Source organism: Klebsiella sp. EMBS2024, from assembly GCF_036233805.1.
GTDB classification, from domain to species: domain Bacteria; phylum Pseudomonadota; class Gammaproteobacteria; order Enterobacterales; family Enterobacteriaceae; genus Klebsiella; species Klebsiella pneumoniae.
This window is the reverse complement of sequence record NZ_JAZARW010000001.1, coordinates 969,640-990,272: the sequence shown is the minus strand read 5'-3', so window position 1 is coordinate 990,272 and position 20,633 is coordinate 969,640. Positions and strand designations below refer to the sequence as shown.

The 20,633-nt window shown below is 56.5% G+C and carries 20 protein-coding genes; 9 read left to right on the top strand and 11 right to left on the bottom strand.

From position 1 onward, the window contains the following. Window positions 1-328: 328 nt before the first annotated feature. From VZP09_RS04555 to VZP09_RS04540, 4 genes are all read right to left on the bottom strand, one after another. Window positions 329-808, bottom strand: coding sequence for a YbjN domain-containing protein (locus VZP09_RS04555; protein ID WP_002896365.1), 480 nt, complete (start codon window positions 806-808; stop codon window positions 329-331). Between the two features lie 88 nt (window positions 809-896). Continuing rightward, window positions 897-1,799, bottom strand: coding sequence for a 30S ribosomal protein S6--L-glutamate ligase (rimK, locus tag VZP09_RS04550; RefSeq protein WP_002896363.1), 903 nt, complete (start codon window positions 1,797-1,799; stop codon window positions 897-899). Window positions 1,800-1,913: 114 nt separating this feature from the next. Further along, a complete protein-coding gene (gene nfsA, locus VZP09_RS04545; RefSeq protein ID WP_016529763.1) occupies window positions 1,914-2,636 on the bottom strand; it encodes a nitroreductase NfsA in 723 nt (240 codons plus the stop codon). After that, window positions 2,620-2,907: a YbjC family protein gene (locus VZP09_RS04540; RefSeq protein ID WP_008805812.1), complete on the bottom strand. Its 288-nt coding sequence runs from the start codon at window positions 2,905-2,907 to the stop codon at window positions 2,620-2,622. The genes nfsA and VZP09_RS04540 overlap by 17 nt, the downstream gene beginning before the upstream one ends. 202 nt (window positions 2,908-3,109) lie before the next feature. Here VZP09_RS04540 and VZP09_RS04535 point away from each other — a divergent pair, with 202 nt between their 5' ends. Then, window positions 3,110-3,373 carry a GrxA family glutaredoxin gene (locus VZP09_RS04535; RefSeq protein WP_002896352.1) on the top strand — a complete coding sequence of 88 codons (264 nt, stop codon included), beginning with the start codon at window positions 3,110-3,112 and terminating at the stop codon, window positions 3,371-3,373. 6 nt (window positions 3,374-3,379) lie between these two features. On the opposite strand, the gene ybjM is transcribed toward VZP09_RS04535, so the two are convergent. After that, entirely contained in the window at window positions 3,380-3,763 is a 384-nt protein-coding gene (ybjM, locus tag VZP09_RS04530; protein WP_002896351.1) for an inner membrane protein YbjM, read from the bottom strand. A gap of 266 nt (window positions 3,764-4,029) precedes the next feature. Here ybjM and VZP09_RS04525 point away from each other — a divergent pair, with 266 nt between their 5' ends. Further along, complete coding sequence (locus VZP09_RS04525) at window positions 4,030-5,715, top strand: aspartate:alanine antiporter (RefSeq protein ID WP_004179131.1); 1,686 nt, start codon at window positions 4,030-4,032, stop codon at window positions 5,713-5,715. 177 nt (window positions 5,716-5,892) lie between these two features. Here VZP09_RS04525 and VZP09_RS04520 read toward each other — a convergent pair whose 3' ends face one another. After that, complete coding sequence (locus VZP09_RS04520; protein WP_021441473.1) at window positions 5,893-6,456, bottom strand: TetR/AcrR family transcriptional regulator; 564 nt, start codon at window positions 6,454-6,456, stop codon at window positions 5,893-5,895. 82 nt (window positions 6,457-6,538) lie between these two features. Between VZP09_RS04520 and VZP09_RS04515 the strand changes: the two genes are divergently transcribed. After that, the gene (locus tag VZP09_RS04515) at window positions 6,539-7,741 is read left to right on the top strand and encodes an MFS transporter (RefSeq protein ID WP_004151719.1); all 1,203 of its coding nucleotides are present in this window, start codon (window positions 6,539-6,541) and stop codon (window positions 7,739-7,741) included. Further along, a complete protein-coding gene (locus VZP09_RS04510) occupies window positions 7,741-8,553 on the top strand; it encodes a Cof-type HAD-IIB family hydrolase (protein WP_004141971.1) in 813 nt (270 codons plus the stop codon). The genes VZP09_RS04515 and VZP09_RS04510 overlap by 1 nt, the downstream gene beginning before the upstream one ends. Window positions 8,554-8,590: 37 nt before the next feature. Here the strand turns inward: VZP09_RS04510 and kdeA are convergent, their stop codons facing one another. Then, complete coding sequence (kdeA, locus tag VZP09_RS04505; protein WP_004141972.1) at window positions 8,591-9,823, bottom strand: multidrug efflux MFS transporter KdeA; 1,233 nt, start codon at window positions 9,821-9,823, stop codon at window positions 8,591-8,593. A 327-nt stretch (window positions 9,824-10,150) separates the two neighbouring features. Between kdeA and ybjG the strand changes: the two genes are divergently transcribed. Beyond that, window positions 10,151-10,744: an undecaprenyl-diphosphate phosphatase gene (gene ybjG, locus VZP09_RS04500; RefSeq protein WP_004141974.1), complete on the top strand. Its 594-nt coding sequence runs from the start codon at window positions 10,151-10,153 to the stop codon at window positions 10,742-10,744. 101 nt (window positions 10,745-10,845) lie between these two features. Beyond that, entirely contained in the window at window positions 10,846-11,604 is a 759-nt protein-coding gene (gene deoR / locus VZP09_RS04495; RefSeq protein WP_004151717.1) for a DNA-binding transcriptional repressor DeoR, read from the top strand. Window positions 11,605-11,642: 38 nt separating this feature from the next. On the opposite strand, the gene dacC is transcribed toward deoR, so the two are convergent. Both dacC and VZP09_RS04485 read right to left on the bottom strand, forming a co-directional pair. Continuing rightward, window positions 11,643-12,845: a serine-type D-Ala-D-Ala carboxypeptidase gene (gene dacC / locus VZP09_RS04490; RefSeq protein WP_004191175.1), complete on the bottom strand. Its 1,203-nt coding sequence runs from the start codon at window positions 12,843-12,845 to the stop codon at window positions 11,643-11,645. Between the two features lie 652 nt (window positions 12,846-13,497). Then, window positions 13,498-13,626, bottom strand: coding sequence for a hypothetical protein (locus VZP09_RS04485; RefSeq protein ID WP_328794927.1), 129 nt, complete (start codon window positions 13,624-13,626; stop codon window positions 13,498-13,500). A gap of 1,530 nt (window positions 13,627-15,156) precedes the next feature. Here VZP09_RS04485 and VZP09_RS04480 point away from each other — a divergent pair. Then, complete coding sequence (locus VZP09_RS04480) at window positions 15,157-15,783, top strand: glutathione S-transferase family protein (protein WP_328794926.1); 627 nt, start codon at window positions 15,157-15,159, stop codon at window positions 15,781-15,783. A 2-nt stretch (window positions 15,784-15,785) separates the two neighbouring features. On the opposite strand, the gene VZP09_RS04475 is transcribed toward VZP09_RS04480, so the two are convergent. After that, window positions 15,786-16,895 (bottom strand): PQQ-dependent sugar dehydrogenase, encoded by a 1,110-nt coding sequence (locus VZP09_RS04475; RefSeq protein WP_009485546.1) that lies wholly within the window; start codon window positions 16,893-16,895, stop codon window positions 15,786-15,788. Between the two features lie 115 nt (window positions 16,896-17,010). Beyond that, window positions 17,011-17,394, bottom strand: coding sequence for a biofilm formation regulator BssR (gene bssR, locus VZP09_RS04470; RefSeq protein ID WP_004151712.1), 384 nt, complete (start codon window positions 17,392-17,394; stop codon window positions 17,011-17,013). Between the two features lie 378 nt (window positions 17,395-17,772). Between bssR and VZP09_RS04465 the strand changes: the two genes are divergently transcribed. Both VZP09_RS04465 and rimO read left to right on the top strand, forming a co-directional pair. Then, a complete protein-coding gene (locus tag VZP09_RS04465; RefSeq protein ID WP_009485547.1) occupies window positions 17,773-19,014 on the top strand; it encodes an oligosaccharide MFS transporter in 1,242 nt (413 codons plus the stop codon). Between the two features lie 232 nt (window positions 19,015-19,246). Beyond that, window positions 19,247-20,572 carry a 30S ribosomal protein S12 methylthiotransferase RimO gene (gene rimO / locus VZP09_RS04460; protein WP_004141985.1) on the top strand — a complete coding sequence of 442 codons (1,326 nt, stop codon included), beginning with the start codon at window positions 19,247-19,249 and terminating at the stop codon, window positions 20,570-20,572. Window positions 20,573-20,633: the final 61 nt, after the last annotated feature.

Sequence of the window (20,633 nt, the reverse complement as noted above, 5' to 3'; positions counted from 1 at the left end):
CCCGTTAACTTACGGGCTCAAATATACGCATTTCTACGCATGCAAAAATCATGCATATTTTTTCATTGCCTGAGAAAAGGAGAGCGGATCTCTCCCGGAGTGGTTGCTCGCAACTGGAAGCATCGCCAGAATAACTGTAGCCAGAATAAGAGGCTATAGCCCAGGTAAAAAAACGCCTTTTATCAAATTTTTATGCAATAACGGTCTACGTGATAAGCCAAAACGGCCTGAATGGCGGTGAATAATGCTTTAAAGAAAGGTTAAATGCAGAATAAAAGCGGGTAATACGCAGCCGCTGCGGTAGTGGCTGCGCTAATTTTAGGCAGGTTTAGTGAAGAAAATGGTATTGCACGTTTTCCGCCGCAGGCTCTTCTTCTTCGCCTTTGTACAGCAGCTGATTTGCGCCGGCTTCAAGGATTACCATCGAGATCTGCTCTTCGCTTTGGCGGAAGAACCAGGCGAACTGCTCCATGGTCACCCCTGGGCCGATAGACAGCGACTGGCAAACCACCAGCTTGGGCAAATTATCGTCCTGAATGTCGATAAACGCCTTCACGGTTAACGAGCTGGCGTTGATGGCCGAGAGATCCGCCGACAGCGCCAGCAGGGCAGACGGCTTCACCTCCGCCAGGGCGGAAAAGAGCACCACGTTGTCCACCAGGTCAATTTTGGCATCAAAAATACCGTCGAAATTCTGCATATGCGGCAGGTGCAATGCCTGACAGGAATCGCACTCAAAAAAGCTGATGCCGATCTCGTCCAGCCAGCGACGTAGCGTATCCAGACCTGGAACGACCAGTGAATCCATAGTGCCTGTGACCTCTTACAGTGGAAAAACGACGCCATAGCTTACGCAAAAAAAGCGCCGCATACCATGGCCGTCTTGCATCCGGCGGTTAGCCGCCTATTTTCAAACAGAATTCCGGCGTCGCCTGGCGCTCGATCCAGGCGATCATCTTGCCGGCGACATCCACGCCGGTGGTGGTTTCCACCCCTTCCAGCCCCGGCGAGGCATTCACCTCCATCACCAGCGGCCCGCGGGCGGCGCGTAAAATATCGACACCGGCGGCGTCCAGCCCGAGAGTTTGCGTTGCCTTGATGGCAATGGCCCGCTCCTCGTCGCTAATCTGCGCCACCGTGGCCATGCCGCCGCGGTGCAGGTTAGAGCGGAAATCCCCCTCTTTCGCCCGCCGCTCGATCGCCGCCACCACCTCATTGCCGACCACCAGGCAGCGGATATCGCACCCTTTCGCTTCGGCAATGTATTCCTGCACCAGAATATGAGCGTTCAGTCCGCGAAAGGCGTCGATCACGCTCTCCGCCGCCTGGCGGGTCTCCGCCAGCACCACGCCGATCCCCTGGGTGCCCTCCACCAGCTTCACCACCAGCGGCGCGCCGCCCACCATGGCGATCAGATCGCTGGTGTCATCCGGGGAGTGAGCGATGCCGGTCAATGGCAGATCGATGCCCTGGCGCGCCAGCAGCTGCAGCGAGCGCAGCTTATCGCGAGCGCGGGTGATGGCGACCGACTCATTCAGCGGATAGCTTCCCAGGAGCTCAAACTGGCGCAGGGCCGCGGTGCCATAGTAGGTGATCGCCGAGCCAATGCGCGGGATCACCGCATCAAAGTGCGGCAGCTGACGCCCTTTGTAGTGGATCGACGAGGCCACCGGGCTGACGTTCATATAACAGGAAAGCGGATCGAGGATCTCGATCTGATGACCGCGCTGTTGCGCTGCTTCGCGCAGGCGCCGACATGAATAAAGCGTTCCATCCCGGGATAATATGGCAATTTTCATCCTGCACCTCTGCGAAAAGACCCGCTCTGGCGGGCCTCAGCTATCGAACACACTTTCACCTTTCCTGCGGCCGGCGGCGGATATCACCTGGCCGGAGCAGCAGTGTACACGTAATCAGCGCGTTGCCCACCCCTGCTTATGCAGATAGTCAAGAATAAACGGACGACTCTCTTTCACGATAGTGCGCCGGATATGGTCGCTCCAGGTATCGCGGCGGGCGTTGCTGCCGCGCGACAGATAATAGTGCGCCAGCTGTTCGTCATACTCCGCCAGCAGCGCGTTATCCAGCGGCTGATAGCGGTTCTCATGCACCAGCATGGCCGCCGGCATCCGCGGCTTGATATCCGGGTTATCCGCCGGCCAGCCAAGGCAAAGACCGAACAGCGGCAGGACGTGCTGCGGCAGCTCCAGCAGCTCTGTGACGGCCTCAATGCTGTTGCGCAACCCGCCGATATAGACGCCCCCTAGTCCGAGGGACTCGGCGGCGGTCAGCGCGTTTTGCGCCAGCAGCGCCGTATCGACAACGCCGATCAGCAGCTGTTCCGCCAGCCCCAGCTGCGCCTGTGGGCAGATCTGCAGGTGGCGATTAAAGTCGGCGCAGAAGACCCAAAACTCCGCCGCCTGGGCGACGTGCTGCTGGCCGCCGGTCAGCGGGACCAGACGTTCACGCAGCGCCGGGTCAGTAATACGGATGATGGAGGTGCACTGTAAAAAACTCGAGGTAGATGCCGCTTGCGCGCTGGCGATAATCGCCGCGCGCTGTTCGTCGCTCACGGGGGCATCGGTGAAGTGGCGGATAGAACGGTGGCTGCGCAGCAGCTCAATGGTCGGCGTCATTTCGTTTTTCTCTGTCAGACAAGGATTCAGGCTTTGGAGAGTGCGTTAACTGCGGGGCCACGATCTGCGCCATCCGCCACATCACGACGATGGCGGCGGGGATCATCAGCACGATCCCGGCAAAGAGCATCACCAGCGCCGCGGTCGGGCTGGCAATGGGCGCAGGCAGCTGGACATACTGGTTAAGGGAGAGCCAGGCGAGGGTTAACAGCCCCATCCCGAGGATCTCAACCAGCAGTATGCTTTTCGGCAATGGGGCAAATTTTCGCATCACGCCTCTCCGGTTGATAAACGCGGCGCGCCAGCCAATTCCACCGCGCCGTCGGGCCAGTGTACGTGTTTTGACAGTCCGACATTTATCAAACATAGCCGTAAACCATCGAAGTAAAAGGCAGAACCTTCTTTCCCTCCCCGCCCGTTGCAGGCATCATAAGCGCCATTCGCCATCCGGCTGAGGTTTAAGGAGAGAAGCAATGTTTACCGTTATTTTTGGTCGTCCAGGCTGCCCTTACTGCGTTCGCGCTAAAGAACTGGCAGAAAAACTGACCAACGAGCGTGATGATTTCAACTACCGCTACGTGGATATTCATGCCGAAGGCATCAGCAAAGCTGACCTGGAAAAAACCGTTGGCAAACCGGTTGAAACCGTGCCGCAGATTTTCGTCGACCAGAAACACATCGGCGGCTGCACCGATTTTGAAGCCTGGGCAAAAGAGAATCTCGGCCTGTTTGCCTGAGTCAATTTATTTGCTCGATGAATGACTGCGCCAGGTATCAAGCCAGGCGCAGATAAACAAAAAGCACAATGCCCCAAGCGCGCACCAGAACACGGCGCTCAACACCCACGCCATCTCCTGCCAGAACGTCCGGTGGGTCACGAAGAACAGCCGCATCGTCACCATGCAGACCGGCGCCGCCAGTATCGCGCCGAGCAAAGGACGCAGCACCCGCCGTCCAGGAGAGAGACAGCTCGCCGCCGCCCCTGGCAGCAAAAAGAAGAGCAGGCCCAGCTCCGGGTTGCCGCTGGCGCGAAATGCCCCTTTCATATGTAACAACAACGATAAGCACACCACAATGAACAGAACGAAGCCACAGATAATGCCGGCCCAACTACGCTCAGATTTCACCGTATCCTCCTGATGTTGCCTCTAACTCACGTCCACGTCGCCCAGTCAGATAAAGCATTTCGGCAATCCATGCCAATAACTCCCCTACCAGCCTAAAAACGATTGTCACTAGCCGCCGCATCCAGGAAGGATTAAACTAGCGGTATATTTTTGCTGGTTATAACAGGGTGCCAGAATAGGTTCGCGACAACGCGAACGCCTGAGCAACCTTAGACCAAATAACCATTTCCTTCAACAACTTACTAGTAAATGAGAAGTTGGCTTTCGTGAATATAAACGTCGCAGATTTGTTAAACGGGAATTACATCCTGTTATTATTCGTTGTACTTGCATTAGGACTATGCCTGGGAAAACTGCGTCTCGGCTCAGTACAACTTGGTAATTCCATTGGCGTTTTAGTCGTTTCTCTATTATTAGGCCAGCAGCATTTCGCGATTAACACCGATGCCCTTAATCTCGGCTTTATGCTGTTTATTTTTTGCGTTGGCGTAGAAGCCGGGCCCAACTTTTTTTCTATTTTTTTCCGCGACGGGAAAAACTACCTGATGCTGGCGCTGGTGATGGTCGGCAGCGCGATGCTGATCGCCATGGTGCTGGGTAAAGTGTTCGGCTGGGATATCGGGCTCACCGCCGGTATGCTGGCAGGCGCCATGACCTCCACCCCGGTGCTGGTGGGCGCGGGCGACACCCTGCGCCATTTCGGCCTGCCCAGCGATCAGCTGGCGCAGTCGCTTGACCATCTGAGCCTCGGCTATGCCCTGACCTATCTGGTTGGTCTGGTGAGCCTGATCGTCGGCGCCCGCTATATGCCCAAGCTGCAGCATCAGGATCTGCAGACCAGCGCCCAGCAAATCGCCCGCGAGCGCGGCCTCGATACCGATTCCAAACGTAAAGTCTACCTGCCGGTGATCCGCGCCTACCGCGTCGGCCCGGAGCTGGTGGCCTGGGCGGATGGCAAAAATCTGCGCGAACTGGGTATTTACCGCCAGACCGGCTGCTATATTGAACGCATTCGTCGCAACGGCATTCTGGCCAACCCGGACGGCGACGCGGTGCTGCAGATGGGTGACGATATTGCGCTGGTGGGCTACCCGGACGCCCACGCCCGCCTCGACCCGAGCTTCCGCAACGGTAAAGAGGTGTTCGACCGCGATCTGCTCGACATGCGCATCGTCACTGAAGAGATAGTGGTCAAAAACCACAACGCCGTCGGCCGCCGCCTGGCGCAGCTCAAGCTTACCGACCACGGCTGCTTCTTAAACCGGGTTATTCGCAGCCAGATCGAGATGCCTATCGACGATAACGTCGTACTGAACAAAGGCGACGTGCTGCAGGTCAGCGGCGACGCCCGCCGCGTAAAAACCGTGGCCGACCGCATCGGCTTTATCTCCATTCACAGCCAGGTGACCGATCTGCTGGCCTTCTGCGCCTTCTTTATCGTTGGCCTGATGATCGGCATGATCACCTTCCAGTTCAGCTCCTTCAGCTTCGGCATCGGCAACGCCGCCGGCCTGCTGTTCGCCGGCATCATGCTTGGCTTCCTGCGCGCCAACCACCCAACCTTCGGCTATATCCCGCAGGGGGCGCTGAACATGGTGAAAGAGTTTGGTCTGATGGTGTTTATGGCCGGAGTCGGTCTCAGCGCCGGGGCCGGGATCAATAACGGGCTGGGCGCCGTCGGCGGCCAGATGCTGGCGGCAGGGCTTATCGTCAGCCTGGTGCCGGTGGTGATCTGCTTCCTGTTCGGCGCCTACGTGCTGCGCATGAACCGGGCGATGCTGTTCGGCGCCATGATGGGAGCCCGCACCTGCGCCCCGGCGATGGAGATCATCAGCGATACCGCGCGCAGCAACATTCCCGCGCTCGGCTACGCAGGCACCTACGCCATCGCCAACGTGCTGCTTACCCTTGCCGGGACGCTCATCGTGATCATCTGGCCAGGGCTACAATAATTTTTTGAGAAAAAAGCCGTCACAGGCAGAACTTTTTCTCAGGGCATCAGTCATAAGTAATGCCACTGCTTTTCTTTGATGTCCCCATTTTGTGGAGCCCATCAACCCCGCCACTTCGGTTCAAGGTTGATGGGTTTTTTGTTGCCTGCGTTTAGCCATTCCGGGTGAAACGCCGCTTCAGCGCCCCTCTTCCTGCGCCCTCTCCCCCGCCAGCTGCCCAACCAGCAGCCGGATTGCCGCCTTCGACAGCGGCGCGCGGTCGGTGACAAAGTGCAAGGTCATCCCTTCAATAAAGGCGTCGAGACCGCGGGCGGTATCGGGGGCGAACCACTGCTCCAACGTCTGCTGGCTGCGCCGCATCCAGTTCTGCATCACCGCCTTCAGCGCCGGCTGACTGCTGCAGAACGCGTACAGCTGGTACATCAGCTCCATATTGCGCGCCGTGGTCACCTGGGCGCTGAAGATCAGATCCGCGATGGCATCGCAGGCTTGTTCCCGGTTCGTTACCCCGACGAAGCCTTGCTGATACTGCGCCGACATCTCGGCGGTAAACAGGCTGAACGCCTCCTCAATTAACGCCTCAATGCCGCTGAAATAGTAGGTCAGCGATCCCAGCGGCACATTCGCGCAGGTGGCGATTTTACGGTGCGTCACCGCATGGATGCCGTGCGCCGCAATGGTATCCAGCGTCGCCTGCAGGATGCGCTCGCGGCGCTGCGGATCGTTTGGTCTACGGGCCATGATTTTCCTCTTCCGGTTTATGTACAAATGTACACATACTTGCTACTGTTGTCTTCACTCTTCTCCTTTAAGGCGTTTACGGATGACGACGCAATCCTCGCGCAGAGCGCTGCAGCTTCGGCTATGGGCGCTGTTTATGTTCTTTTTCATCCCCGGCTTGTTAATGGCCTCCTGGGCCACCCGCACGCCGGCGATCCGCGATCTGTTGGCGCTATCCACCGCAGAGATGGGCGTGGTGCTGTTTGGTCTGTCGGTGGGGTCGATGAGCGGTATTCTCTGCTCGGCGTGGCTGGTGAAGCGCTTTGGTACCCGCAAGGTCATCCGCACCACCATGTCCTTCGCCGTGCTTGGCATGCTGGTGCTCAGCCTGGCGCTGTGGGTCACTTCCGCCCCGCTGTTCGCCTTCGGTCTGGCTATCTTCGGCGCCAGCTTCGGCTCCGCAGAGGTCGCTATTAACGTCGAAGGCGCGGCGATCGAGCGGGAGATGAATAAAACGGTGCTGCCGATGATGCATGGCTTCTACAGCTTTGGCACCCTGTTCGGCGCCGGGGTGGGCATGGCAGTGACCGGATTCGGTCTGCCGGCCGCCCCGCACATCCTGGCGGCGGCGCTGGTGGCTATCCTGCCCATCGCCATTGCTATCCGCGCCATTCCCGACGGCACCGGTAAAAATGCCGCCGAAGTCGCCCACGGTGAGGCGAAAGGTCTGCCGGTGTGGCGCGACGCGCAGCTGCTGCTGATCGGCGTCATTGTCCTGGCGATGGCCTTTGCCGAAGGCTCGGCCAACGACTGGCTGCCGCTGCTGATGGTGGATGGCCACGGCTTTAGCCCCACCTCCGGCTCCCTGATTTATGCCGGTTTCACCCTCGGCATGACGCTGGGCCGCTTTACCGGCGGCTGGTTTATCGATCGCTACAGCCGGGTGGCGGTAGTCCGCGGCAGCGCAGTGATGGGCGCCCTCGGCATAGGCCTGATCATCTTCGTCGATAACCCCTGGGTGGCGGGCATCTCGGTGCTGCTGTGGGGCATTGGCGCCTCGCTCGGCTTCCCGCTGACCATCTCCGCCGCCAGCGATACCGGGCCGGACGCGCCCAAGCGCGTCAGCGTGGTGGCGATCACCGGCTATCTCGCTTTCCTCGTCGGGCCGCCGCTGCTGGGTTTCCTCGGCGAACACTTCGGCCTGCGCAGCGCCATGATGGTGGTGCTGGGTCTGGTGATGGTGGCGGCGCTGGTCGCCCGCGCGGTGGCTAAGCCACAATCTGAACCCGTTATGGAGAACAGCTAATGAGCATCAAACTGATTGCGGTGGATATGGACGGCACCTTTTTAAGCGATGCCAAAACTTACAACCGGCCGCGCTTCCTCGCCCAGTACCAGCGAATGCGCGAACAGAATATTCGCTTCGTGGTCGCCAGCGGCAACCAATATTATCAGCTGATCTCCTTTTTCCCGGAGATCGCCCATCAGATCGCCTTCGTGGCGGAAAACGGCGGCTGGGTGGTGAGCGGCAATGAAGACGTCTTCAACTGCCAACTGCCGGTTCACCACTTCAACGCCGTGGTCGACCATCTGCAGACGTTGCCGAATATCGAAATCATCGCCTGCGGGAAGCGCAGCGCCTACACCCTCAATCGCTACAACGACGCGCTGAAGACGGTGGCGGCGAAGTATTATCACCGCCTAGAACTGGTGGATGATTTTAACCATCTCGATGACACCATCCTCAAATTTGGTCTCAACGTGCCAGACAGCCTGATCCCGGAAATTCAGCCGAAGCTGCACGCGGCGCTGGGGGACATGGTCACCGCGGTGGCCACCGGCTACGGCAGCATCGACTTAATTATCCCGGGTGTGCACAAAGCCAACGGGCTGCGCATTTTGCAGCAGCGCTGGGGCATTGAGGATCACGAGGTGGTGGCGTTCGGCGACAGCGGCAACGATATCGAAATGCTGCAGCACGCCGGGTTTGGCTTTGCCATGGCCAACGCCCGGGAAGACGTCAAAGCCGTCGCCCGCTATCAGGCGCCGCATAACAACGAAGAAGGTGTCCTGCAGATTATTGATAAGGTGTTGGATCGCGAAGCGCCGTTCGCCTGATAAGACCCGGATGCGAGCGCATCCGGGTTGAAAACAACTACCCCTGCTGCGAATTGCCCACGCTTTTATCTTTCAGAAAGTAAATCATCAGCCCCAGCCATAGTACCCCACCCAGCAGGTTAAACAGGCTGAACAGCCCGTTGCCGCCCAGCTCGTAAGCATGTTTGCTGAGCTCGATGCCGACGGTGAAGATCAGCATCTGCAGCATTCCCATCGCCGCCGAGACCGTGCCTTTACTCATCTCGCTGGCGAACAGGGTTAAACGCACCAGGCCGGCGTTCGCGAGGCCAATCCCGAAGGCGTAGAAGCTCAGACCGGCCGTCATCCACAGATAAGCGTGGGAAGAGACCACGGTCGCCGCCGCAGAGAGGATCAGGCCAAACATGATCGGCCAACCGCCCATGATAATCAGCGAGCGCACGGTCCGACGCGCAGTCAGGCGCGCCAGCACCAGGTTGCCGGCAATCAGCGCCCCGAAAATCGGCACCTGCAGCATGCCGTACTCATAGCTGGTGGCCTGTTCGCCGCTGATAATAATCACCGGCGACTGGGCAATCCACGCCAGCAGCGGCAGGCTGACAAAGCCAGTGGCCAGCGCGCCGGCGACGAAGCGCAGGTTCTTCAGCACCAGCCGATAGTCGCGGCCCAGCTCTTTCACCGACAGCTTTTCGCCCAGCCGCGTCGCGGTCTCCGGCATCGCCCGCTGCAGGCCGAAGAACGAGATGGCCGCCAGCACGGCGAACAGGACAAACATCATCTCCCACGGCAGGATATGCACCCAGGCGGCGCCCACCAGCGGCCCCAGCAGCGGGGCAATCAGCGCCACGTTAGCCATCAGGGCGGTGATTTTGATACACACCGCCTCCTCAAAGGACTCCTGTATCGCCGCATAGCCCACCGCGCCAATAAAGCACAGGCTGATCCCCTGCAGGAAGCGCAGCAGGGTAAACTGCTCAATGGTCTGCGCCAGCAGCGTCGCCAGGCAGGTGACGATGAACCATACTACGCCGGTCAACATCACCGGACGGCGGCCAATACGATCCGACAGCGGCCCCAGCAGCCACTGTAAAAACATGCCGCCTGCCAGATAGGCAGTCATTGAGGTAGGTACCCATTCGTTGCCCACCTGAAATTCCTGCACCACGGCTAACATGCCCGGCTGAATCATATCGTTGCCGATATAAGTGGAAAACTCGTACAGCACCAGACATAACGGGAACAACAGCGCCTGCCTTCCGAGGCGGCGGCCTGAAAGCGAATAATTTTGCATGAAATCTCTTATCTATCAAAAATCGCGCAAAGTGTAATGAAACTCCCGGCGCGGAGATAGTGAATTGTGGGTGACACCGCACAATATTACGAGCCGTGCGCCATCNTCCTGCCTCTCCCCTGTTATTCAGCCTGTGTATATATTCCGTTTATGTTTCAGTAATGTGACAAACGATATACTGACGTTTTTCAGGCTGTTAGCCGTAGACTTTATGGTAGTGGATTTCATAACAACCTGATCTTTAAGACAATGCCGCCTTTAACTCCGCACCGCTTTTATTTAGGGTAGGCGGCTTAATTGCTATCGGACCAACGAGCCTGGAAGTCTATGCTGGAAAATATTAACTATGCGCTGTTCGCCCTGCTCAACGCGACGCCTGCCTCGCCGCAGTGGGCCATTGAGATGGCGATTTTCATCGCTAAAGATCTGATTCTGATCGTACCTCTGCTGGTGGTGACATTGTGGCTGTGGGGGCCTGCCCAGCGGCAGATGGTGTTTAAGCTGATGCTGGCGCTGACGATCAGCCTGACCGTGTCGTGGGCGATCGGCCATCTTTATCCGCACGATCGGCCGTTTGTCGCCGGCGTAGGCTATAACTTCCTGCACCACGCGGCGGACGACTCCTTCCCCAGCGACCATGGCACCGTCAGCTTTACCTTTGCCCTGGCCTTCCTGTTCTGGCATCGCCTGTGGTCCGGCGCCCTGCTGATGGCCATTGCCGCCGCCATCGCCTGGTCCCGTGTCTATCTCGGCGTGCACTGGCCGCTGGATATGGTCGGCGGGCTGCTGGCCGGGATGTGCGGCTGCCTTGGCGCGGCGCTGATCTGGCACACGTTCGGCCCGGCGCTATACCACCAGCTGCAGCGGCTGTATCGTCTCTGCTTCTCCTTGCCAATCCGCAAAGGTTGGGTGCGCGGCTAAACGCCGCCGTCGCTGCGGCCACCGCGTGACTAACCCGCAAGCGACAGGTAAAATCCCGCTAACGCCCTGCCCCCGCAGGGCGATTTTAGCGCAGAGGGAATATGGAAACTCGCCGTGACGAACGTATCAGTCAGCTCATCCAGGCACTTAAACGCAGCGATAAGCTGCATCTGAAAGAAGCCGCTTCCCTGCTTGGGGTGTCGGAAATGACCATTCGTCGCGACCTCAATGGCCACAGCGGCCCGGTTGTGCTGCTCGGCGGATACATTGTGCTGGAGCCGCGCAGCGCCACCCATTACCTGCTCAGCGATCAAAAAACCCGGCTGGTCGAGGAAAAACGCCGTGCCGCTCGCCATGCGGCCGCGCTGCTGGAGGCCCATCAGATGGCCTTCTTCGACTGCGGGACCACCACGCCGTGGATTATTGACGCCATTGACGATGCCCTGCCCTTCACCGGCGTCTGCTACTCCCTGAACACCTTTCTGGCCCTGCAGGAAAAACCCCAGTGCCGCGCGGTCCTGTGCGGTGGGGAGTTTCATGCCAGCAACGCGATTTTTATGCCGCTGAGCCTTGAGGATACCCTCAGCCATCTGAGCCCTGATATCGCCTTTTACTCGGCGGCGGGGATCGACTGCGAGCAGGGGGCGACCTGCTATAACCTGGAAGAGCTGCCGGTTAAGCACTGGGCGATGCGTCACGCGCGCTATCACGTGCTGGTGGTCGACCACAGCAAGTTTGGCAAAGTGCGTCCGGCGCGCATGGGGGCGTTAGCGAAATTTGACGTGATCGCCAGCGATATCTGCCCGGATGATGAGCTGGTCGCGCTGGCGAAGGCGCAGCAGATTTCCCTACTGTATTGAAGCGTCGCTGCCCGCGCCCCGCAGGGCGCGGGCAGGCATCAGGAGAACCAGCTGCCAAACCAGCCGTGCAGTTTCATCAGCACGAAGTCGATCATCCGGCTGAAGAAGCCGCCCTCTTTTACCGACTCCATGACAATCAGCGGACGCTGTTCAATGGTTTTATCATTTAGCTTAAAGTCGATAGTCCCGACCACCTGCCCCTTCTCCAGCGGCGCGGTAAGCTGCGGCTGATTTAAGGTATAGCTGGCTTTCAGGTTTTTCAGCTGGCCCTTCGGCAAAGTGATAGAGCCCGCCTCGCCAGCCCCCAGTTTCGCTTCATTGCTATCGCCAAACCACACGCGCTGGGTAACGAAGGTGGCATCTGGTTTAATCGGCGTCACGGTTTCAAAGAAGCGGAAGCCCCAGGTCAGCAGTTTTTCTGACTCGTTAAAGCGAATGCGGTCGGTTTTGGTCCCCAGCACCACGGCGATCAAACGCATATCACCCTGAGTGGCCGAGGAGACGAGGTTATAGCCGGCCCCGGCGGTGGTCCCGGTTTTCACGCCATCGGCGTTGAGGTTGCTGCTCCACAGCAGGCGGTTGCGGTTCGGCTGGCGAATTTTATTGAAAGTGAACTCTTTCTCTTTATGTACCGCATACTCTTCCGGTACGTCGTGGATCATCGCTTTGGTCAGCAGCGCCATATCGCGGGCGGTGCTGAACTGCCCCGGCGCGTCAAGGCCGTGGACGGTCATAAAGGTGGTGTTGGTCAGCCCCATTTTTTTGGCGTAGCCGTTCATCAGGCTAACGAAAGCGTCCTGGCTGCCCGCTACGTAGTCAGCAATCGCAATGCTGGCGTCGTTACCGGACTGAATGATGACCCCTTTGTTCAGATCTTCTACGGAAACCTGCATGCCAGGCTTGAGGAACATCACCGATGAGCCGCGCAGCGCCGGGTTGCCGGTCGCCCAGGCATCGCGCCCAACGGTCACCATATCGGTCAGTTTGATTTTTCCCGCTTTTATTGCCTGCCCTACCACGTAGCTGGTCATGATCTTCGTCAGACTGGCCGGGTCGAGTTTTTCATCGGCATTGCCTTCGCTGAGCACCTTCCCGCTGGCATAGTCCATCAGGATCCAGGCGCGAGCGTCAATTGAAGGGGCGTCGGGGAGTTGTTCCGCAGCCTGCACCGCAGGTGCGACAAGAAATAACAGCGCGCAACCTGCCGCGAGGCCGCGAAGGGAAAAAGCGTCATGCATCATAAGAGCCACCCAAGTATCCTTTCCAAACAAAATATGCCGCGCCACTCTGACCGCGCCGCAGCAACCGGTGAGTAAAGCGTACAAATGACCTTAAAGAAACAGCGAGTTGGTAAAGTTTTTAAAGTTTACGCAATAACATGCCGCTGTGCTTTAATCAGAACAATTTTTTTGATCGTAATCGCCTTAATGTTAACTTTATTATGGCAAGAAAAAAATCGCCTTTCAAAACCAATTAGTCACCGAAATTTCAATGGCATAGCTCACTTCTCTTCGGGGAAAATGCTACTAAAGAGACGTCGCAAGCGTGTCTTTCATTGTGGTTTGCCTGGTCATAGATTCACATTATGGCGGGGCCGTGTGGGGTAAGCGAAAGCCTGGCCAGTGATATCCAGTCGCGTCGCCCCTACCCCCTTCACCTGAGAACCGGGGATGGTTGTTACTGCTGATACCCTTCACAAAACTCAAAATGTCGGCCCGGTTGCATTCCATGAGGCCCAGTTCAACTTCCGAACTCACAATAACCACATCTGGCTTGCTGCTGTAGAAGTCTCAGACGCTTAAATATAAACCTGAAGGTTCTGTAGGCCGTATTTACGCCTGAAATGCAGTTGAGAACTCCCGGGCTATGCTTGAGACGGTCATTACGCCCGTCTCAGGAAATTAGCAACAACGCCCGCACTTTTCTCTCCATCNNNTCTGCCCGATCGCCATGTTCAGCAGGGCTTCGATTGCCATAGCATTCCGCCGATGGAGGCGCAATCTCCTTGATAAAGGATATCAATCAGCTATCCCCCTATACGCCACCATCAGGAATTGAGGTCAGGAAGGGAGAGCCTCCCGCTAATGATATGAATTATTCGCCCACTGGATAAGCAGGCAGACGGCTTTCCTGTTTTAGTCGGCATATCGGTAAAAGATAGTTTATCGGGCTATTTTCCCTTTCCGTATTACACAAGTAAGAAAAATAGCACATCGATAAGGATGGATTCCTGGTCATTAAATACAGTATAGTTTCCCCTGCAATCTTTATGGAAGCGGGTAGCTCACCCGCAGTTATTCCATAAATTAAGATTCGCATATTGTGTTGAAAATGGCATATCCCTTTATGCGTGTAATTACACCCCAGCCTGTCGCTGGGCTTTTTTTTTCAAGGCGACTCTGGATGGTGATAAATTTTACAAATACATTCATAACAGCGCATCCACAGCCGTGGCCTTTACAGAAGTATTGCTCTCAAAACCCCGGGCCGTTCTGATTCTGTTGCCCGTTATTAATCACGCCGGTTTGATGAAAAGGTTAACATCTCTTCCCGGGTAATCTCCTACCCTTCTCGTCCGATGCCATATCGAGCTCTACAACTCGCTCTTCCAGACTGCAGTTCGCCAGTGCTTCTTTTATCCCTATTTCGTTTTGCAGGGGTGTTTTGATAGCACCGCGATAGTATGCTGGCCATCCTTATCAGTCATTCATTTTAACCGCCTTTTTCAAATCCTTCCGGGGAAAGTAAAGTCCTCTACCAGGCTCTGCTCGTTTAACGCTATAGATTCAAATACTGATTATTGCATTATATACCACTTACCCCCGCAGTGATTACCCAGGTAAGATAAATAGCACAAAAGTAAGGGTGGATTCCTGGTTATTTAATACAGTATATTTCCCATGTAGTCTGTATGGAAGTTGATGGTTACCTTTGGTTAACCCATACTTCGAGACTCGAATATTATCTTGAGAACAGCATGCAACCCTGAGTAAATTTACTCCCCAGTGCCAGGCACTGGGTTTTTTTTGCTATTTTTCAGAATATCTTNAGCCAGTCGGCGCCTCTCATGGTCTATTTTTTCTGGGTGGGATGAAAAAGATGTATATCCGATCGATAAAAACAACAGTTCATCCCTGTAAAAAAATAATTCTTTCACCGACTTTCTATTTATTAATATTAACCTGTGTTCCTCAGATGATTGCGATGCAATAATCAGCATCAAATTATACCCTCAGGCGACATTGAGATTTTAACCGAGACGGAGAGGGAGCGTTTTTATAGATGCATGCCTAACTTAAAGCTTTAATTATCAACAAGATACACCATGATCACACCCTTTCCTTCGTAGCGTAACACCCTAAAGATATTACTCCTGTAAAATAGTAAAAACACTTTCCGGGCCCTGTGACCCAGGAGTGCCCCTGGCTGAAGGGAGTAAGCATAAAAAGCTTTAATAACAGCCAAATAAAAAAGCTTGCCGGATTTTTAACTTTATCCCAACATGATCGCCGATCGCGCTGCAACGGCAGTGAAACAAACTCAGGAGCGAAAATGATTACACTGTGGGGACGTAATAACTCGACCAACGTGAAGAAAGTACGCTGGGTGCTGGAGGAGCTGGATCTGCCTTATCAGCAGATCCTCGCCGGGCTGGAGTTTGGTCTCAATCATGACCCGGAATATCTGGCGATGAACCCGAACGGGCTGGTGCNGTTGTTAAAGGACGATGCCACCGGGGTGGTATTGTGGGAATCAAATACGATTATTCGCTACCTGGCGGCCCAGTATGGCGTTGACCGTCTGTGGCTGGCCGCGCCGGCGCAGCGCGCGCAAGGGGAAAAGTGGATGGATTGGTCCAACGGCACCCTCTCTCCCGCCCATCGCCCGGTATTAATGGGCCTGGTGAGAACGCCGCCGGAGCAGCGCGACCCGGCGGCCATCGCCGCGGGGATCAGCGCCTGCGAAGCGCTGTTCGCCATGCTGGACGACGAACTGGCCAAAATGCCGTGGCTCTCCGGCGAGCAGTTCGGCCTTGGCGATATTGCCGTCGCTCCCTTCGTCTACAATCTGTTGTCGATCCTCGACAGCTGGCAACCGCGGCCCCATCTGCAGCGCTGGTATCAGCAGATTAGCCAACGTCCTGCCTGGCGCGAAGTAGTGCAGATCCCGGTGACCTGAGGCTAAGCCTCGGGACTCAACCGCAATAGCTCGCCGTTAGACTCGTCGGTTAAAACGTACAGATAGCCGTCGGGTCCCACGCGAACATCGCGGATGCGTTTTCCGCGCGCCTCCAGTAATCTCCCCTCCTCGCGGACCTGATTACCGTCCACCGCCAGGACAATCAGCGATGTCTCCTTCAGCGCGCCGATAAATAGCTTATGCTGCCACTGGGGAAAGGTCGGCGCCGAATAAAAGGCCATCCCGCTCACCCCGGGAGAGACCGGCCAGACATACAGGGGAGGTTCGGTCCCCGGAACCGTTTTGCCTTTTGCTTCCGGAATGGGCAGGCCGCTGTAGTTAATACCGTGCGTCGCCAGCGGCCAGCCGTAATTTTTCCCCGCCTGCGGAATATTAATTTCATCTCCGCCGCGCGGGCCATGCTCGTTCAGCCACAGCGCCTCGCTCCAGGGATTCATCGCCATGCCCTGCGGATTACGGATGCCGTAAGCCCAGATCTCCGGCCTGGCGTCAGCCCGGCCGACAAAAGGGTTATCCGGCGGTACACCTCCGGTCTCCGTCAGGCGGACCACTTTCCCCTGCAGCTTGCTGAGATCCTGGGCGGTGGCGCGCTGATTATTTTCGCCCAGCCCGATAAACACATATCCTTTGCCGTCGAACACCAGCCTGCCGCCAAAATGATTGCCGACGGAAAGCTTCGGCTGCTGGCGAAAGACCACGGTAAAGTTCGTCAGCTGCGTGGCATCCTCGCTCAACCGCCCATAGCCCACCGCGGTGCCCGCCTTACCGCTGGCGTCGCTTTCCGCATAGCTCAGCCACACCCGCCGCGACTGGGCGAAATCCGGGGCCAGCGCCACGTCCAGTAGGCCACCCTGGCCGTTGGCCCATACCTGCGGCACGCCGGCTATCGGCGCCGACAGACCTTTACCCGGCTGCCAGCGCTTGAGCTCGCCGCCGCGCAGGGTGATCAGTATGCCCTGATCGTCAGGCAGAAAGGCCATGCCCCACGGCTGGGCCAGCCGGTTTTGCAATACCTCCACCCGCACCGCGGCCTGGCTCAGGGCTGGTAGCGCTAAGGCGCTCAATATCAACAGCAGTGGGATCGGACGCATGGCATTCTCCTTTCGTCAGCTCTGGGCTAAAGGGTAGCCAGCGGGGAAATTTGCGCGGGGATTTTTACATAACCTTTAACAGGGGAAGCGTTCACTTCCCCTGGGTTTCAGCCGATCAGGCATGAGTGATTGGCGCCAATTTATTCAATTTATGAATATTTGAGGTCAATCCTGTCAGACAGCGTTCTAGCTTCTCTACGTTAACAGCGATGTATAGCGGACAATCATGATGCCCGCTCATCAGGCATAGTGCAGCGGCGGCGACCGATTCGCCGGCCAGGCGAAGGACATCCCTCTCCTCCGGTGAAATGGCATTCTGCAGGCGCGGCGCCTGCGCACGCATTTCACGGCAAAGCTCAAACAAGTTATCACGCAGATGGTCATTTTCGCTGACTGACATGTAGCCTTTGGCCTTTCGCAGTTGCAGATAGGCGTCAATATCGATATTGGCGTTAATAAGCTTCTGCAGAAGGTGGCGGTATAGTCTGTCAACGGTCATCACGGTTCCTCCTCTGTCGTCCTTTACCCTTTCCATAATACGGTTATTTTTTGTGCAAAATGATGCGCCAGGTCAATAATCCCCAGTTCTCTAACATCATTTACAATGTGGCAACTTTAACGCATTGTAGGGTGTATAACAAAAACAATGTTATACGATCACAATTAATTTCAAGCTGAAATTAATAAACAGAAAATGGCAATAAGAGACAAAATTAGTGCAACAATGCTCACAATACCTCATATGATCTGTTGCACCATCGTCAATTCGGATGTCATAANAAATAATTAATGTAATACGTATAACATGTCAGGAAAACAGCGAACGCGGCCCGTGGATCGCTGACATTCTCTCTGCCCATTTGCAAGGAACTGAAACATGACGTCCGGTAAAAGAAACTACTTTCTGTTGAGTCTTTTCGATTTCCTCTACCTGTTCGCCTGGTCGTCGACCATGGCTTTCTTCGTTATCTGGACCACCCAGCATCTTGGCATCAGCGCCACGAAGACCGGGCTGCTTTACTCGGTCAACGCCTTTATCGCCCTGCTGATGCAGCCTTTCTTCGGCTTTATCTCTGACAAGTTCGGCCTGAAAAAACGGCTTATCTGGCTGCTGGTCGCCCTGCTCCTGCCGGTGGGCCCCTTCTTTATCTACGTTTACGCGCCGCTGCTGGTGCACAACTTTTGGTTTGGCGCCTTGCTGGGAGGGATCTATCTGGGGATCATCTTTAACTCCGGCTGCGGAGTAATCGACTCTTATATCGATAAGATTTCCCGGCGCTATCAGTTCGAATATGGTCGTGTGCGGATGTGGGGCTCGTTAGGCTGGGCAGCGGCGGCCTGGATTGTGGGTAAGTATATCGACAGCAATCCTAATCTGGCCTTCTGGCTCGCCAGCCTCGCCATTGTCATCGCCGCCATCTGCTTTATGCTAACCAAAATTGAATTAACCGACGCCGATGTGGCGCGAAGCGAATCGCTGAAGGTCTCCCATGCCCTTGAGCTGGCGAAGAATGGTCAGTTCTGGATGCTGCTGCTCTTTACCCTGTTCGTCACGCAGATTTACGACACCTACGATCAGCAGTTTGCCCAGTACTTCTCGCTACAGTTCCCGACGCCGGAGGAAGGCAACCGCTGGTACGGGATCCTCGCGTCTATTCAGGTCTGCGGTGAAACCCTGTTCCTCTGCCTGATGCCATGGTTTGTTAACCGGACCGGCGCCAAATGGGCGCTGATCATCGCCGGGCTGATCATGTCGGTACGTATTGTCGGCTCAGCCGTGCCCCTCGGCCCGGTGTGGATTGGTGCGGTGAAAATGATGCATGCTCTGGAGAAGCCGTTGATTCTGGTATCGGTCTTTAAATTCATCGCCGCCAACTTCGACCACAAGCTCTCTTCGACGGTCTATTTGCTGGTGCTGTTCGTCGCCTCGATCGCCACCGCCATTTACTCTCCGCTGGCAGGCTATCTGTACGATACCATTGGCTTCGCCAACACCTATCTGATTCTCGGCAGCGTCGCCGGGCTCTTTACCCTGATCTCTATTTTCACGTTGCAGGATAAGCGCGAGCCGAAAAAAACCGGCACCACCCCCTCCGCAGCCATTAACCCGGCGCAATAAGTCTCTGCCCGGCAGNCACGCCGGGCTTGAGCCGCCTGCGCGCACGGCTTGTCAGAAGCGTGTCCCGCCCCTCTGCTCCGGGGCGTGTGGGATCCGCTCTGGCGGTGGGGGGCGTAAAAGACAGGTCGGGGGCGCTTTTTCACCATTAACCGCGACGGAGCTATACTCTTTTTCGCAAAGATCTGTAGAATTCCTGCCCTGACCATTCCAATAATTGAACACTTTTTAAGCTATGAGCAATGTCACGCATCAGCCGAAAATCGGCTTCGTCTCCCTGGGCTGCCCGAAAAACCTCGTGGACTCAGAGCGTATCCTGACCGAACTGCGCACCGAAGGTTATGACGTCGTACCGACCTACGACAACGCCGATATGGTGATCGTTAACACCTGCGGCTTTATTGATAGCGCTGTGCAGGAATCGCTGGAAGCGATCGGCGAAGCGTTGAAAGAGAACGGCAAGGTAATCGTCACCGGCTGTCTCGGCGCGAAAGAGGATCAGATCCGCGAAGTGCATCCGAAGGTGCTGGAGATCACCGGTCCGCACAGCTATGAGCAGGTGCTGGAGCATGTCCATCATTATACGCCGAAGCCGAAGCACAACCCGTTCCTGAGCCTGGTGCCGGAACAGGGGGTTAAGCTGACGCCGCGCCACTACGCCTACTTAAAAATTTCTGAAGGCTGCAACCATCGCTGCACCTTCTGCATCATCCCGTCCATGCGTGGCGATCTGGTGAGCCGTCCGATTGGCGAAGTGCTGGCCGAAGCCAAACGCCTCGCTGACGCCGGCGTGAAAGAGCTGCTGGTGATTTCGCAGGACACCTCTGCCTACGGCGTCGACGTCAAGCACCGCACCGGCTTCCACAACGGTATGCCGGTGAAGACCAGCATGGTCAGTCTGTGCGAAGAGCTGGCGAAGCTCGGCATCTGGGTGCGCCTGCACTATGTCTATCCGTACCCGCACGTTGACGATGTGATCCCGCTGATGGCGGAAGGCAAGATTCTGCCGTACCTCGATATTCCGCTGCAGCACGCCAGCCCGCGTATTCTGAAGCTGATGAAGCGTCCAGGTTCTGCGGACCGTCAGCTGGCGCGCATTAAGCAGTGGCGTGAAATTTGCCCGGATCTGACCCTGCGCTCCACTTTTATTGTGGGCTTCCCGGGCGAAACGGAAGAAGATTTCCAGATGCTGCTCGACTTCCTGAAAGAGGCGCGTCTCGACCGCGTCGGCTGCTTCAAGTACAGCCCGGTTGAAGGCGCTACCGCCAACGAGCTGGCGGACCAGGTGCCGGAAGAGGTGAAAGAAGAGCGCTGGAACCGCTTTATGCAGCTGCAGCAGCAGATCTCTGCCGAGCGTCTGCAGGAGAAAGTGGGGCGCGAAATCCTGGTGCTGGTAGATGAAGTTGATGAAGAAGGCGCCATTGGCCGCAGCATGGCCGACGCTCCGGAAATCGACGGCGCGGTGTACCTGAACGGCGAAACCCGCGTTAAGCCGGGCGACGTGGTGCGGGTGAAAGTCGAGCACGCCGACGAATACGACCTGTGGGGTACCCGGGTCTAGTCCAGCTTCCCGGATAGCGGCTTAGCGCATTCCCCAGCCTACGGGGTCCTCCCGTAGGCTC